12 protein-coding genes are annotated in these 15,468 nt (G+C 70.8%); 5 read left to right on the top strand and 7 right to left on the bottom strand.

Going from position 1 to position 15,468, the window contains the following annotated elements:
- Nucleotides 1–2: 2 nt before the first annotated feature.
- The gene (locus tag A176_RS01920) at nucleotides 3–2,831 is read right to left on the bottom strand and encodes a cation-translocating P-type ATPase (RefSeq protein WP_002633152.1); all 2,829 of its coding nucleotides are present in this window, start codon (nucleotides 2,829–2,831) and stop codon (nucleotides 3–5) included.
- A 271-nt stretch (nucleotides 2,832–3,102) separates the two neighbouring features.
- On the opposite strand from A176_RS01920, the gene A176_RS01915 reads away from it, so the two are divergent.
- On the top strand, nucleotides 3,103–5,034 hold the full coding sequence (locus tag A176_RS01915) for a CBM96 family carbohydrate-binding protein (RefSeq protein ID WP_002633153.1): 1,932 nt from the start codon (nucleotides 3,103–3,105) through the stop codon (nucleotides 5,032–5,034).
- Between the two features lie 35 nt (nucleotides 5,035–5,069).
- Here A176_RS01915 and A176_RS01910 read toward each other — a convergent pair whose 3' ends face one another.
- The gene (locus A176_RS01910) at nucleotides 5,070–6,155 is read right to left on the bottom strand and encodes a Gfo/Idh/MocA family protein (RefSeq protein WP_002633154.1); all 1,086 of its coding nucleotides are present in this window, start codon (nucleotides 6,153–6,155) and stop codon (nucleotides 5,070–5,072) included.
- Between the two features lie 124 nt (nucleotides 6,156–6,279).
- On the opposite strand from A176_RS01910, the gene A176_RS01905 reads away from it, so the two are divergent.
- The 4 genes from A176_RS01905 to A176_RS01890 all read left to right on the top strand — a co-directional run bounded on the left by A176_RS01905 (nucleotide 6,280) and on the right by A176_RS01890 (nucleotide 9,774).
- Nucleotides 6,280–7,452, top strand: a complete 1,173-nt coding sequence (locus A176_RS01905; protein ID WP_021781412.1) for a HEAT repeat domain-containing protein — start codon at nucleotides 6,280–6,282, stop codon at nucleotides 7,450–7,452.
- Nucleotides 7,452–8,438, top strand: coding sequence for a HEAT repeat domain-containing protein (locus A176_RS01900; RefSeq protein ID WP_002633156.1), 987 nt, complete (start codon nucleotides 7,452–7,454; stop codon nucleotides 8,436–8,438). Before A176_RS01905 ends, A176_RS01900 begins: the two co-directional genes overlap by 1 nt.
- A gap of 50 nt (nucleotides 8,439–8,488) precedes the next feature.
- Nucleotides 8,489–9,037, top strand: coding sequence for a M23 family metallopeptidase (locus A176_RS01895; RefSeq protein WP_002633157.1), 549 nt, complete (start codon nucleotides 8,489–8,491; stop codon nucleotides 9,035–9,037).
- Between the two features lie 200 nt (nucleotides 9,038–9,237).
- Nucleotides 9,238–9,774 (top strand): VOC family protein, encoded by a 537-nt coding sequence (locus A176_RS01890; protein ID WP_002633158.1) that lies wholly within the window; start codon nucleotides 9,238–9,240, stop codon nucleotides 9,772–9,774.
- A 7-nt stretch (nucleotides 9,775–9,781) separates the two neighbouring features.
- Here the strand turns inward: A176_RS01890 and tpx are convergent, their stop codons facing one another.
- The 5 genes from tpx to A176_RS01865 form a co-directional block, all read right to left on the bottom strand.
- Nucleotides 9,782–10,297: a thiol peroxidase gene (tpx, locus tag A176_RS01885; RefSeq protein ID WP_002633159.1), complete on the bottom strand. Its 516-nt coding sequence runs from the start codon at nucleotides 10,295–10,297 to the stop codon at nucleotides 9,782–9,784.
- Nucleotides 10,298–10,329: 32 nt separating this feature from the next.
- Nucleotides 10,330–11,262 carry an ROK family protein gene (locus A176_RS01880; protein ID WP_002633160.1) on the bottom strand — a complete coding sequence of 311 codons (933 nt, stop codon included), beginning with the start codon at nucleotides 11,260–11,262 and terminating at the stop codon, nucleotides 10,330–10,332.
- 13 nt (nucleotides 11,263–11,275) lie between these two features.
- On the bottom strand, nucleotides 11,276–11,827 hold the full coding sequence (locus A176_RS01875; protein ID WP_002633161.1) for an NADPH-dependent FMN reductase: 552 nt from the start codon (nucleotides 11,825–11,827) through the stop codon (nucleotides 11,276–11,278).
- A gap of 1 nt (nucleotide 11,828) precedes the next feature.
- Nucleotides 11,829–13,199 carry a phosphomannomutase/phosphoglucomutase gene (locus tag A176_RS01870; RefSeq protein ID WP_002633162.1) on the bottom strand — a complete coding sequence of 457 codons (1,371 nt, stop codon included), beginning with the start codon at nucleotides 13,197–13,199 and terminating at the stop codon, nucleotides 11,829–11,831.
- Between the two features lie 141 nt (nucleotides 13,200–13,340).
- The gene (locus A176_RS01865) at nucleotides 13,341–15,398 is read right to left on the bottom strand and encodes a serine/threonine-protein kinase (RefSeq protein ID WP_044890506.1); all 2,058 of its coding nucleotides are present in this window, start codon (nucleotides 15,396–15,398) and stop codon (nucleotides 13,341–13,343) included.
- Between the last annotated feature and the right edge of the window lie 70 nt (nucleotides 15,399–15,468).

The following is a 15,468-nucleotide window of genomic DNA, read 5'->3' as shown; positions in this document are numbered from 1 at the left end:
CCTCACGCCGGCACGCGCTCGCCCAGCCGCGCGGCGCCGCGTCTCGACGGGGTGTCCGAGTCCTTCTTGCGCTGCCGCAGCCACTTCTCCAGTCCCACCACCGGCAGCACCACCGCGCCCATCAGGATGGACAGCCCCACGTCCTTCAAGCCCAGCGGCGCGGTGCCGAACACGCGCTGCATGAAGGGCAGGTACATGAAGGCCACCTGGAGCAGCACCAGCAGACCCATGCCCACGAAAACCGAGCGGTTGCTGAAGAGGCCGACCTTGCGCACCGAGCCCATGAGGCTGCGGCACATGAACAGGTAGAACATCTGGAAGCTGATGACGGTGTTCACCGCCATCGTCTGGGCCTCGGCCAGCGCCTGCGTGTGTCCGCTGCCGGTGAGGTCCCGGTGGTACTCCCACCAGAAGAGACCGATGGCGCCCGCGGCCATGAGCAGCGCCACCAGGCCGGTGCGCATCACCACGAAGTGACTGAGCACCGGTGCCCCAGGGGCCCGGGGCGCCCTGCGCATGACATCCGGTTCGCGGGCCTCGAAGGCCAACGGCAACGCCAGGGACACCGTGGCCACCAGGTTGATCCACAGCAACTGCGTGGGGAGCATGGCCATCAGCGGCACCAGCCGTCCGCCCACGTCCTGGATGGGGAACAGCGAGACGCCGAAAAGCAGGATGAGCGCCAGGCCCAGGTTGGTGGGCAACACGAAGGCCAGCGACTTGATGAGGTTGTCGTAGACGCGCCGCCCCTCCTCCACCGCCGCGACGATGGAGGCGAAGTTGTCGTCCGTCAGCACGATGTCCGCCGCGTCCTTGGCCACCGCCGTGCCGGTGATGCCCATGGCCACGCCGATGTTGGCCTGCTTGAGCGCGGGCGCGTCGTTCACCCCGTCCCCCGTCATGGCCACCACGTGCTGCTGGCGCTGGAGCGCGCGCACCAGCCGCAGCTTGTGCTCGGGCGCCACGCGCGCGAAGACGTTCGAGCGGTGGGCCACCGCCTCCAGCGCCGCGTCATCCGTGGCCGCCAGCTTCGCGCCGGTGACACCCTCCTCGTCGGGTTGCAGCAACCCGAGCTGCGCGCCGATGGCCACCGCCGTCGCGGGGTGGTCACCCGTAATCATCTTCACCGTGATGCCCGCTTCGTGACAGGCGCGCACCGCCGCCTTCGCCTCCTCGCGCGGCGGGTCAATCATCCCCTGCAGGCCGAGCAGCCGCAGCCCGCTCTCGACGTCCTCCATCCGCAACGCGGTGTGTGCGCTGGACACCTCCCGGTACGCCACCGCGAGCACGCGCATGCCCCGCCGCGCCATCTGCTCCACCTCCGCCAGGACGCTGCTGGAGGTGACGTGGTCCTCCTCCCCCCCGCAGCGGCGCAGGACGACTTCTGGCGCGCCCTTGAGCAGGATGCGGTGGCCTGCATTTCCGGCCGCGTGCAGCGTGGCCATGAACTGGTTCTCGGACTCGAAGGGGATGGCATCCAGGCGCGGATGCGCCTCGCGCACCGCCTCCATGGACATCCCCGCCTTCTCCGCCGCCACCAGCAGCGCGGCTTCGGTCGGGTCGCCCGTCATCTCCCACTGACCGTCCCGATGCTGAAGCGCCGCGTCGTTGCACAGCGCGCCCGCCAGCAGCAGCGCCTGGACATCCTGCGGCGGCGTCTCCACGCGCTGTCCGTCTCGCGTCAGCTCGCCCTTGGGCGTGTACCCCACGCCGCTGAGCGCGTACGTCCCGGCGGACGTCCACAGCGCCTGCACCGTCATCTCGTTGCGGGTGAGCGTCCCCGTCTTGTCCGAGCAGATGACGGTGGTGCTCCCCAGCGTCTCCACCGCGGGCAGCTTGCGGATGACGGCGCGCCGAGCGGCCATGCGTTGCACGCCAATGGCCAGGGCGATGGTGACGATGGCGGGCAGTCCCTCTGGAATCGCCGCCACTGCCAGGGTGATGGCCACGACGACGGCCTCGCTCAACGCGTAGCCGCGCACCAGCCCCACGCCCAGCAGCGCGACGGAAATCAGCAGGATGCCCACGGTGATGTACTTGCCGATGACGGCCAGGGCCTGGGTGAGCGGCGTCTGGAGGTCGGTGGCCTCGCGCAGCAGCGTGGAGATGCGCCCCAGCTCCGTGGCCTGCCCCGTGGCCACCACCACCGCCTGCGCCGAGCCGGAGGTCACCAGCGTCCCGCCGAAGAGCAGACTGGCGCGGTCGCCCAGCTCGGCCTCTTCCGGCACCGGCGCCACCGCCTTCTGCGCGGGCACGGACTCACCGGTGAGCGCGGCCTCCTCCACCGAGAGGTTGCGCGCCGACAAGAGCCGCATGTCCGCGGGGACCTTGTCGCCAGGCGCCAGCTCCATCACGTCACCGGGCACCCCCTGCGCCGCGGGCACCCGCAGCTTGCGGCCCGCGCGAATCACCGTGGCGGTCTCCGGCACCATGCGGCTGAGGGACTCAATCGCCTTCCCCGCGCGGTACTCCTGCACGAAGCCAATCAACGTGTTGAGCACCACCACCGCCGCCACCACCAACCCGTCCGTCACCTTCCCCATGATGACGGCCAGCACCGCGGACGCGATGAGCACCCAGATGAACGGGCTGTTCACCTGCCGCCACAGCAGCGTCAGCGGCCCGTCCCGCTTCGCGCGCTCCAGCACGTTGGGCCCATGACGGGCCAGCCGCTCGCGTGCCTCCTCGTCCGTCAGCCCCTCGGCCGTGCTGCCGAGCTCCGTCAGCACCTTGTCCGGCGACAGCGCATGCCACGGGTGCCTCGAACCGGCAGGCAACCTGGCGGGCGCTGGTGCATCCGGCTGTGACGGCGAAGAGGGCTGGTCTTTCATCCGTGGGCTCCTTCCCTGCAATCTGGCAACGGTCGCGCGCATCTCCACCTGGGCGGAGTGCAGGTGGACAGCGCATTGCCCTCCAGGGCCATTGTTCCGGCACGGCTGGGAAATAGCGGCGCTCGGCACACGCGTGGGTCCGCTGAATCCCTCACGGTTTTCCGCACCCACGGGACGTCTTTCATTGGCACCAGGGGTGCAATCACTTCGCGACGGACAATGGGTCCGGGAGGCGCGAGTGAGTGTGAGGCATTGGAGAAAGGGCTGGGGCTTGCTGCCGCTCCTGGGGATGACGGTGGGGTGCGGCGGCGCGGTGACGGAGGAGGCCGGAGCGCGGCGGCCCCAGGCAGCGGAGATGGAAGCAGCGACGCCTCCACCCGGCTGCGAAGTCCTGGGCACGGAGTTCAACGCCACCGGGCGCCCCGCCGGAGACACCTACGTCACGCAGGAGGCACCGGATACGCCGAATCCCGCATCCGAAGTCATCATCTCGGACGGCAATCCCCGGCAGGAAGCCTATCTGCGCTTCAGGGTCGATGGCCTCTCGGAGTCCACGGTCATCCAAGCGACGCTGCGGCTCTATGCGCAGGATGGCTCCAGCAACGGCCCCGCCCTGTATGCCACCAGCCCGGACTGGGACGAGCACTCGCTGACCTGGAACACCCGTCCCCCGCCCATGGGTCCTCCCCTGGCCAACGTGGGCGCCATCGCCTCCGGGACCTTCGTGGAGTACGACGTCACGGCGCACGTCACGGCGAGTGGGCTGTACGGCTTCGTCCTCCTCCCTGAAGTGGGAGACGGCACGGACTTCGCCGCCGACCGGCATCCCAACTCCACCCTGCGCCCGGAGCTGCGCCTGCGGGTGCGAGAGACCCGGCCCCGGTGTCAGCACTTCGGGACGGGCGGCGCCGTCACCCAGGTCCTCCGAGGCCCCCACCAGGCGAATGACCTGGCCGTGGACGGCAGCGGCGGCTTCACCACCCTGAGCACGCGCTTCCATGACGCCCCGCCCTACGGCTCGAGCCTGCACCTGACCCACTCCGACGCGAATGGCACCATCCAGTGGACGAGGACCCATCCCTCGTCCGGGATGTCGCTGACGCTCGGAGGGCTCGTGCACACCCCGTTGGGCAATCTGCTCGTGTACGGACACCACTCGGGCGCGCTGGACTTCGGCACGGGCCCCATCCCCGGGACGGACGCTGGCACACCGCACAGCCTCTTCATCGCGAAGTTCAGCCCCACGGGGCAGTTCGTCTGGGCCAGGTCCTTCCGTTCCGTCGTCCATGACCAGGGCACGACTTCGCCGGGCCAGCTCAGGGCCGTGGACATCGCCACCGATGCCAACGGCAGCCTCATCCTCACCGGTGAGTTCCAGGGCCGCATGACGCTGGGAGGAAGCCCCCTGGACGCGGGGCCCTCCACACATCCCTCCGGCGGACGCTGGGGAATGTTCCTCGCGAAGTTCTCCTGGGAAGGAACGCACCTGTGGTCCCACGCCTTCGCCGCGGGCGCGGAAGGCAACACGCAGGGACAGGCCCTCTCGACCGACAGCCTGGGGAACATCCTGGTGGGCGGTACCACGAGCGGCACCAATCCCCTGGGCTCCGCCCCGTCGCAGACGCCCTTCATCGCGCGCTTCCTTCCCACGGGCGAGCGCCACTGGGTGCGCCGGCTCGACGGGGCGCGGGGCGCCATCATGGGCGTGGCGGCGATGCCGGGTGACGCCGTGGCGTTCAGCGGCCATGTCCGCAACACCTTCACCTTCGCGGGCGCTCCGCTGACGAGCCCCGGCCACTGGCCCGACATGGTGCTGGGCGTGTTGGAGTCCTCCTCCACGGACCGCTGGGCGCGCCTGTACGGCGGCGTCGAGGGAGAGTACGGCCGCGGCCTCGTCGTGGACGCGCAAGGCAACCTGGTGACGATGGGCCTCTTCAACGACATGACGGACCTGGGCGGCGGCATCTTGAACCCCTATCGGGCCGGCGAGGTGAATCCCTACGTGGCCAGCCATGGGCCCGACGGCAACCACCGCTGGTCTCGCGCCATGGGCCAAGGGCTGGTGCCGTCGATGCTGGGACTGACGCCCTCCGGCGAGGTGCTCTTCGGCGGCGCCCTCCTGGACTCGGAGGTCATCCGCGTGGACCAGACGGAGTACTCCGCCGCCGGTGGCACGACCCTCCTCTTGAGGCTGTCGCCCTGAAACACGCCGTGTCCTCCGGGAGGGCTGGCATCACCTCAACGCCCGGAGGACAGGTGAATCCACCGGCGCTCCGCATGGGAGCGCCGGGCCGCGTCCAGCACCTGCTGGTTGCGCCAGCCGTCCTCCAGCGTGGCCGCGTCCTCCACCGAGGCGCGGCCTTCGCGCAGGGCGTCGGTGAACGCGCGCGCGAACAACAGGAAGCCGCGTGCCCACTCGTTGTCGGGAAGCCCGGGTGGCAGCGGCGGCTCCTCGGGAAGCGCCACGCGCTCCCATGCACGGGCGCCCACGGTGGAGCGCCACAGCTCGCGGCCCTCCACGCGCAGTCCTCCGCGCTCGCACGACACCTCGACGCCGTGCACGGGCTTGCCGGGGGCCACCATCGACATTTCGATGGCCGCCGTCGCCGCGCCGAACCGCAGCAGCAGCCGGGATTCATCGTCGCTCGTCACCACGCGGGGCTTCCTGGTGCGGGACTCCAGGCGCTCGGCGGTGTGCGTGGCCAGCTCGCCCAGCACCGCGCTGGGCTCACGCCCCAACACGAAGCGCAGCGTGTCCACCGCGTGCGAGCCGATGGCCCCCAGGAGTCCGCCGCCCTGCGCCGCGTCCGACCACCAGTCCCACGGCCGCTCCGGCGAGGCGCGGTTGTCGTTTCGGTAGTCGACGCGCGCGCTGCGCACCGCCCCCAGCTCACCGGAGCGCAGCAAGTCGCGCATCCTCCGCCGCGCGGGCAGGAAACGCAGCTCGTGGTCCATCAACGCCAGGACGCGGCGCTCACGGGCCATCTGCCACATGGCGCGGGCCTCCTCCGCGTCCAACGCGGTGGGCTTCTCGCACAGCACCGCCTTGCCCGCCTCCAGCGCGGCCAGGGTGATGGGCCGGTGCAACGCGGGCGGCGCGGAGATGCAGACGCAGTCCACGTCGGGCCGTGACACCACGTCGCGCCAGTCCGTCGTCACGTGCGGAATGCCGAGCTGACGCCCCGCGGACTCCGCCGTCTCCGGCCGGGCGCTCGCGAGGCTCACCACCTCGACACCGGGCAACGTGCGCAGCGCGGGAACCTGCGTCGTGCGTGCGAAGCCCGCGCCAATGACACCCATCCGGACCCTGCGCTCCGTGGACATTTCTGCCTCCTCTGAACCGATGACGCGACGCGCAGGTTGTGTTTGAGGCCACCCCCATTGCCAACAGCATCGAATTCAGAGTATCCGAGAATTAGCAGGAATCACCGGTTGGACATTCTCCCTGATGACTTCCCAAAAGCTTCGTTGGACCGCGGCCGTAGGCGCGTTGCTGGTCGCGGTGGCCGTGGCGCTGCTGTGGTCACGTCTCGCCCCACCACCATCTCCCGGGGACACCGCCCCGCTCGCTGTCGGCGGCGCGGCGCCCCAGACGCCACGGGGCACCCCCGGCGCCGGCGCGGGTGCCTCGGCGCCCGCGGAGCGTGAGCCCGCGGTGGAGCAACTGCCCATGCCCGGCTGCTGGGACGGCCTCCACGCCTTCGATGCCTCCGTGTCCATGGACACGTTCCGGCAGGCGCTGGCGGCGGCCATTGGCAGCGGCGACCACTACCTCGCGACGTACCTGCAGGAGCGGTTGACGGAGCTGGTGGGCACGGACCCCGCGCGCGCGTTGCAGGTGCTGGAGTGGGCCCGGAGCGCCAGCGGGCCAGAGCTGGGCATCTACATGGACGCGCTGAAGGCCGCGCCCGCGGTGCACACCTCGCAGGTGGCGCAGCGCCTGTTGAAGATGGGCGAGGACCCGGGTGCCACCCTGCAACAACGCTCCGCCGCGCTGGATGCCCTGGAGACGCAGCGCAAGCTGACGGCCGGGGACATCCAACGGCTGAAGACCCTGGCGCTGGACGAGACGCTGGACTCCACCGCCTGGGTGGCCACGCGCACGTTGGGCCGGGTGATGAAGGAGGACTTCGCCCTCACCGGCAACTACGCGCCGTATTGGAAGGAGCTGCTCGACATCGGCTCGACGTCCGACGACATGGCCGTGCGGCTGCTCGCGCTGGAGATGCCGTCGTACTCGAACCCCGTCATCGGCGAGGAGTCCTTCGACTCGCTCAAGCGCATCCTCGCCAACGACCGCGAGCGGGACGTGCGGGAGATGGCGGCCTTCCGCCTGGGCCTCACGACGAAGCCGGAACAGGCGCTGGACATCTTCCGCGACGCCTTCGAGAAGGAGCACGACCTGTGCGTGCGCTGGGCCATCTTCCGCTTCGCCGTGCGCGCGTCCGGCGAGAAGGCCCTGCCGCTGCTGGAGCAGTTCGCCGCGAAGGACCCGCGCTTCACGCAGGACTACCTGGAGTTCCGCGCGCTCTACGCGTCCGGCACGGTGGACTTCGCCCGCATCTGGCTGGGCAAGCGCGAGCACCACAACTGCCTCGTCGAGGAAGGAGCGCCGCACTGATGTTCTCCGCGTCGATGAAGCAGACGGGGCGCGCGGCGCTCCTGATGGCCCTCACGTCCCTGTCGCCCCTGTCCGCGCGCGCCGAGGCCTCGCTCCGCCCCGCGCAGTGCACGGTGCAGGGCATGCTGGAAGACGTGCGGCAGGCGATGAAACATGGGTCGCCCTCGCTGAAGCGCTACGTGAAGCTGCGGCTGAAGGAGGCCGCGCTCGCCATGTCCGCGGAGTCCCTGCTGGCGGCGTGGCAGGGAGAGCGCGACCCGGAGGTGCTCGAGGCCCTGGGCGCGGCCCTGGCCACCAAGGCCAGCAACACGGGCGCGCCGGGCTTGATTCAGCCGCTGCTGGCGCGGGCCGTGGGTGACGCGGACCCGGCCCTGCGCGCCGCGGCGGTGCGCGGGCTGCGCGGCGTGCCCTCCGTCGAGTTCATGGAGAAGAACGGCGGCGTGGTGACGTACGAACAGTTGGTGCGCGACGCGTCTCCCGAGGTCCGCGCGGCGGTGGCGGAGAACCTCGTCGCGGAGAGCGCGGACGTCTACAGCGGCCATGACCGGGGTGTGTCGGAGGCGGCGGTGTCCGCGGCGGCGGCGTCGGAAGACCCGGCGGTGGCGGCGAAGCTCTTGCGCGAGGTCTCCATGGAGGCCGTGGGCCACGAGGCGGTGGAGCAGGTGACGCGCCAGCTCCGCTCGGAGAACCCGGAGCTGCGCGCGGCGGCGGCCACGGCGCTGGGCGGCGTGCCCGGCGGCGAGGCGACGGGGGCGCGCGGCTCGCTGGTGGACCTGTACCGGGACGACAAGGACCCGGCGGTGCGCAAGGCGGCGCTCCAGGGCATCGCCCGGCTGGGGCAATCCCAGGCGGCGTCCGTGCTGGAGTCGCTGCGCGGCGTGGACCGCTCCATGGATGCGGAGATCGGCGCCTGGCTGAAGGTCCTGAAGCTCAACCTCCAGGAGTGGGAGCTCGTGCTGCGCGAGAAGCAGCGCCTCCGGAGGTAACGCCTGCTTCACCGCAGTACGCAGCGCAACACCAACGAGGGAGTCTCTTGATGAAGACGATGAAGCTGACCCTGGCGGCGGCCGTACTCGCCGCCACGGGCTGGGGCACCAGTGTCACGGCCGCCACGGCCGTGGGCCCCATCTGTGATGCCGCCGCGCGTGTGGGTTCCACGACGTATTACTCGTGCTCGGGTAGCAGCCACAACGCGCTCGATATCAGCAACGGCACGTGCAGCGAGTGGAACCACCGCGGGATGATCAACGTGAGCCGCCACTACGCCTACTACGGCGGCTGTGCGAACAACTGCAGCGGCGGCACGAGCTGCAACGGCGGCGCGGGCAACTACTACGTCGTCACCGGTGGCAGCGGCTGGGACTTCCGCCAGCTCCACCTGAACTCGAACGGCTCGTCGCGTTCCCAGACGTGTGACCGCTGCGCGCTGGGCCTCGTGGGCTCCACGGGCAACTCCACGGGTGCGCACGTGCACGCGGACAACCGCCAGTACGGCACGCGCAAGACGGCCTGGTACACCAGCGTCGGCACCACCTGCGGCACCAACGCCAACTGCAGCAACCGCCTCGGCACGCCCACGCTCTGATTCGCCGTCCCCACACCCCGCCCCGTCCTGGCGCGCGATGGCGCATCGGGACGGGGCTTCTCGTGTCCGGAGCCCTGCCCGCCCACGAGTGAACACCATCCCATCCCCCGGGGCCCCTGGGTTGACGGGACACCTTGCCCGGCGGCACCGTGAGTGGGCTCAGCAGTCAGCGTTCTCTTCGGCCCAGGAGCGTACGCGCCATGACGTCCGACTCGCCCGTCCGCGGCATCGACCATGTCGGCATCACCGTGCCCGACCTCGAAGCAGCCACCGCCTTCTTCGTCCAGGCGCTCGGTGCGAAGGTGCTCTACGACACGCTCGCGAAGGGACAACCGCCACAGGAGGGCGAGGACCTCGAACGGCGCCTGCGCTTCCTCCGTGGCTCCAGCATCCGCGCCATGCGGCTGCTCCGCCTGGGCAACGGCCCCAGCCTCGAGCTCTTCGAGTACGCGGCCCCCGAGCAGCGCCCGCCGGCCCGGCCCAATGACTTCGGCCTCCAACACTTCGCCGTCTACGTGGAGGACATGGACGCGGCGCTCGCGCGCTTCCAGGCGGCCGGAGGCGAGGTCTTCTCCCGCCCTCACGAACTACCGCCGTTGGAACAGGGCCCAGGCAACGCCTTCTGCTACGCCCGGGCCCCCTGGGGCACCGTCATCGAGTTCATCAGCTACCCGTCGCCCCAGCCCTACGAAAACCAGACGGCGCTGCGGCGATGGAAACCGCCCCAGCGCGACTGAATCACCGTCACAGCGACTCGCGGACCGCCTTCAGCGCGCCGTCGTAATCCGGCTCGTGCGTCATCTCCTTCACGATCTCCCGGAACACGACCTTGCCCTCGCGGTTCAGCACGAAGGTGCTGCGCGCCAGCAGGCCCAGCTCCTTCATGTACAAGCCGTACTTCTCACCGAACTCGCGGTCCTTGTAGTCCGACAGCACCGTGACGTTCTGGATGCCCTCGGCCGCGGAGAAGCGCCCCAGCGCGAAGGGCAAATCCAGCGTGACGAACCAGACCTTCACGTCCGGCCCCAACGCGGTGGCTTCCTTGTTGAACGCGCGAAGCTGCGCCGCGCACACCCGCGTGTCCACGCTGGGCGCCACGCTCAACACCACCACGCTGCCCTTCGTGTCCGACAACTTCAGCGCGTCGTTGAGCCCCTTGTACGCGGTGAAGTCCGGGGCCGTATCCCCCAGCTTCACCTCCTCCCCCACCAGCGTCACCGGCTGACCCTTGAACGTGACGATGCCCTTGTGCTCGGCCATGGAATGCCTCCCCGCTTCGAGTAGCGCGCGGCCTACTTCACCAGCAACGCCGCGCCAATCAGACCGCTGTCGTCGCCCAGCTCCGCGTCGGCGATGAGCAAGCCCTCGCGCGACGTCATGGAGGACCACTGGCGCACGCCCTCCTCCACGTGGCGACGGAGGCCCGGACAATGCATCAGCACGCCGCCGCCCAGCACCAGCCTCGCCGGGTTGAGCATCGTCACCATGTTGGCCACGGACAGCGCCAGGAAGCGCGCCGCGCGCTCATAGACTTCCACCGCGGCCGCGTCCCCCGCCTCCGCCGCCGTCTCCAGCGTCACCGGGGTGATGCGTGACGGGTCCCCGCCCGTCAGCCGCTGCACCTCGGGCGCGTTCCCGCTGGCGAGCAGCTCGCGCGTCTGCGCGATGAGGTTGTGACCGCCGACGTAGGCCTCCAGGCACCCCAGCTCGCCGCAGCCGCAGCGTCGTCCACCGGGAACCACCTTGATGTGGCCCAGCTCGCCCGCCACGCCGCCGCCGCCATCCACCAGGTGGCCTCCGGCGATGATGGCGCTGCCCACGCCCGAGCCCACGAACGCCACCAGCATGTCCTGGGCGCCCCGGCCCGCGCCGGCGTGCAGCTCACCCCACGCCGCCGCGGCCAGGTCATTCACCACGCGCACGGGCTGGCCCAGCCGGTCCTTGAGCAGCGCGCCCAGCGGCACGTTGCGCCAGCCCAGGTTGGGAGCAACGGACAGCACGCCCGAGTCCTTGTGAATCTGCCCGGCGGCGGCGACCCCGCACGCGCCCAAGGGCACGCCCGCGGACTTCACGGCGTCCGAGGCCGCCTGGGCGATGGTCTCCACGACGCCCGCGGGGCTGCGCTCGACCAGCGCCACCTTCGAGGCGGCAATCAGGGTCCCCCCCGCGTCCACGACGGCGGCGCGGGCGAAGGTGCCACCCAGGTCGATTCCAAGCGTTGGCATGGTGCGTCCTTTCTCAGGCCTTCAGCTTGGAAACCAACGCGGCGGCCAGGGCTTCTACTTCCTTCTGGCGCGCCTCGTCCTTGAGCTTCCCTTCCGGGGTGAAGGCGTCCGACACCCGGGCCATGTGCACCTGCGTGGGCAGCACGTTCGCCCCCACGGAGGACATCACCTGACGCAGGTGCGGCTGCATGCGCGCGGTGCCGAAGCCACCGGGCGTGGCGCCCATCATCGCCACCCACTTCTCCTTGAAGAGGCCACCGGGCGGGCGGGACACCCAGTCGATGGCGTTCTTCAGGCCCCCGGGAATGGAGGAGTTGTACTCCGGGCTGGCGATGAGCAGGCCCTGGGCCTTGCCCAGCCGCTCGCGCAGCGCCTCCACCGGCGCGGGCAGGGCCTTGGCCTCCACATCGCCATCGTAGATGGGCAGATCCAGCGTCTTCAGGTCCACCACGTCCACCTCCGCTCCGAGCGAGCGGGCGTGGGCGACGGCGATGTCCAGGAGCTTCCGGTTGAAGCTCCCGGTCCGGAGGCTGCCACTGATGGCGAGAATGCGCGGCGTCGTCATGTCAGCCCCCGACCTCGACCTTCACCTTCTCCACGGTGCCCTCGATGAGGGCCTGGATTTCCTTGAGGCGCTCAGGCGTGTTCGCCTCGAAGCGCAGCACCAGGATGGGCTGCGTGTTGGAGGCGCGGATGAGGCCCCAGCCGTCCGGGAACGTCACGCGCACGCCGTCCACGTCGATGATGTCGTGGCCCGCGTCGCGCAGCGTCTCGGTGGCGCGCTTGACCATCTCGAACTTCTTCTCCTCCTTCGTGTCGAAGCGCAGCTCCGGGCTGGCGTACGTCTTCGGCACGTCGGACAGGAGCTCCGACATGGTCGCCTTCTCGTGCGTCAGGATTTCGAGCAGCCGCGCGGTGGAGTAGATGGCGTCGTCGAAGCCGAAGTAGCGGTTCTTGAAGAAGATGTGGCCGCTCATCTCTCCGGCCAACTCCGCCTGCGTCTCCTTCATCTTCGACTTGATGAGCGAGTGACCGGCCTTCCACATGACGGGCTTGCCGCCGCGCTTCGCGATGTCGTCGTACAGCGTGTAGCTGCACTTCACCTCGCCGACGATGGCCGCGCCCGGGCTCTCCTTCAGCACGTAGCGGCTGAAGAGGACCATCAACTGGTCGCCCCAGAGGATGTTGCCCTGGTCGTCGATGACGCCAATGCGGTCGCTGTCGCCGTCGTAGGCGATGCCCACCTCGGCCTTCTCGCGCTTCACCGCCGCGATGAGGTCCTGCAGGTTCTCCACCACCGTCGGGTCCGGGTGGTGGTTGGGGAACGTCGCGTCCATCTCACAGAACAGGGGCACCACGTCGAAGCCCATGCTCTCGAACAGCGGCACCGCGATGGCGCCGCCCGTGCCGTTGCCGGCGTCGATGACGATGCGCATCCCCTTGCGGCCCACCTTCACCGTCTGCCGGACGAAGTGGTTGTACGGGGTGATGATGTCGTAGGGCGTCACCGTGCCCGGCTTGGGGCCCACCTCGAAGTCCTGGGCCTCGATGAGCTTGCGCAGGGCCTGGATTTCGTGGCTGTGGAAGGTCGTCTTCCCCGCGCCAATCTTGAAGCCGTTGTACTCGGGCGGGTTGTGGCTGCCGGTAATCATCGCCAGGCCGTCCACCGGCAGGGTGTTGGCGGCGAAGTACGTCAGCGGCGTCGGCACCACGCCCACGTCGAACACGTTGAGGCCGGTGGACGTGAGCCCCGCGCAGAGCGAGTCACGGAAGCGGGTGGAGGACTCGCGGCAGTCGCGGCCCACCGCGATGGAGCGCCCGCCCTGGCGGCGGATGATGGTGCCCAGGCCCTTGCCCAGCAGCTCCACCACCTCGGTGGTGAGGTCCTTATCGACCAGGCCTCGGATATCGTATTCGCGGAAGATGTGCGCGTTCATGAAGGTGTCCCCGCCCCCGTGACTGCGGAGGGCATGGCAGAGGGCGGCGGACTCTACACGAGCGCGGGCCAGGGGGGCACCCGGCCAGAGGACGCCCCCGGCCCGTTGGAGGGCCAAGGGGACAGGAAGGACCCAGCCTCGCTACGGAAGCGGGGACGCAGCGGCCCGAGGGCCCTCGTGCAGCACGGGGGGCATGGAGGGAACCAGCCCCTGCGCCCGCTGGCGAAGCTCCTGGTAGTGCCGCAGCCAGGAGACGTTGAGCGGGTCCAGGGCCAGGGCGTTGGCATATCGTGACAAAGCCGCCCGCAGGGCCCGCTGCGCCTCCAGCGCGTGCCCCTGGGTGAAGAGCGCCCGAGCCCGGGCCTCCGAGCCGGGCCGCGCCGCCAGGAACGCGTGACGCAGCGGCTCCACCTCCTCGTCCGGCAGCCCCGCTTCCACGCACCGGGCCAGCCCGGAGAGGTTGCCCCGCACGGCGTCGAAGCCGGCGCGGCTGAACGGCTCGCCCAGGGTGCGGCGCGCGGACTCCACCCGGCCTCGCAGGGCGTCCAAGGCCCGGCGCTGCGAGAAGGGCAGCGAGCGGGCGCGGAAGCCCTCCAGGCGGCGCTGGGCGGCGCTGGCGCGGCGGCGAATCTCCTCGAAGTCGGCGTCCGGGCGCGCGCCGAGCAAGGCGTACGGGTCCTGCGCGGCCTCGGCGGCCCGCGCGAGCAGCCGCGCCAGCTCCCCGTCCGGCAGCGGCTCCGGCCGCGAGCCCTCTTGCAGCATCCACGTCATCCAGGGGCGCAGCGCGGGGCCCGGCTCGGCGAAGTGGAGGAAGGCGCCCGCGGCCACGCCCCACGTCCGCGCCTCGTCTCCCGTCACGTGCCGGACGACGTCGCCCACGCACGTCAGGGTGCGCCCGTTGAAGGCCAGCGCCACCTCCAGCCTCGCGGCCAGCGGCGGCAGCGCGCCGGCCCAGGCCGCGAAGAGGCCGTCCACCGACACGTCGCCAGGCGTCACGGACACCCATTCGCCCTCGAGCAGCAGCCGCACCTCGAGCCCCACGGGCGCGGCGACGCGGGGCGCGGGCGCCTCCAGCACCGGCGCCGCGTGGGCCGCCGCCCGCAGCGCCAGGTGCAGCGGCGTGGCGCCGTCCTCCGGAATCGCCTGGCCGAAGATGGTGACGTTGCCTTGGGGCACCCGCATCTCCGGCAGCAGCAGGATGGGCACCTCGGGCGCGGGCGCGTCCTCGTCCAGCACGATGTCGATGTCCAACAGCATCTCCACGTCGTCCACCAGCGCCGCCGCGCGCTCGGCCGCCCGGGCCCGCGGGTCCATGCAGTGCGCCAGGGCCTCACGGAACGCGCGGGCATTCGCGAAGCGCTCGCCCGGACGCGACGCCAGGGCCCGCAGCAGCACCGAGGACAGCGCCGGCGGCACGCAGGGGTTGAGGACATGCGGCTCGGGCGGAGCCAGCTCCCCCGCGCGGCCAATGCCGAAGGGCAACCGCCCCGTGAGCAGCAGGTACCCCACCACGCCCAGCGCGTACACGTCCGCGCGGCCATCCACCGCGTCACCCGACCACTGCTCGGGCGCGATGAAGGCCGGCGAGCCCACCACCATGCCGCGCTCGCGCGCCTGCGGAGACAGGCTGGAGCTGAGAATCGCGCTGGCGCCGAAGTCGAGCACCTTCACCCGCCGCTCCCCCTTCGCGTCGCGGGTGAGGACCAGGTTGTCCGCGGACAAGTCGCAGTGCAGCAGCCCCCGCGCGTGCGCGGCCTCCACGGCCTCCAACGCCTGCGCCAGCAGCTCCACCGCCTCCACGGGCGCCAGCGGCATGGGAAGGCGGGAGAAGGACTCGCCGTCCGCGTACTCCATCAACAGGCACGGCAGGCCACCGGGCCCCGGGCGCGCATCCAACACGCGGGCCACATGCGGGTGCACCAGCGCGCGCAGCGCGTGCGCCTCCGCGTAGAAGCGGCGCTGCATCTCCGGCTGCGCGGCCAGGTTCGGGTGCAGCACCTTCACCGCGAAGCGGTGGCCCGTGGGCGGGTACTCGGCGAGGTACACCGTGCCCAGCGCACCGGCGCCCAACCAGCGACGGAGGACGAGCGGCCCGTGCCGCTGCCCCTCCAGACAGCTCGCGGACACCGCACCACCGCGGGCGCTGGCCAGGCACGCCGTGCCGGCCGGATGGTTCACGTCACACTGAGCGCACGCCATACCCCACCACCCTCTATCGCCCCGGAGCGGGGCAGGCGGTGGGGGCCCTTGCAACCGGCGTGCAGAGGAC

This window comes from Myxococcus hansupus, assembly GCF_000280925.3.
Lineage (GTDB): Bacteria > Myxococcota > Myxococcia > Myxococcales > Myxococcaceae > Myxococcus > Myxococcus hansupus.
The sequence above is the reverse complement of the archived record's forward strand: the minus strand, read 5'-3'. Positions and strand labels throughout refer to the sequence as shown.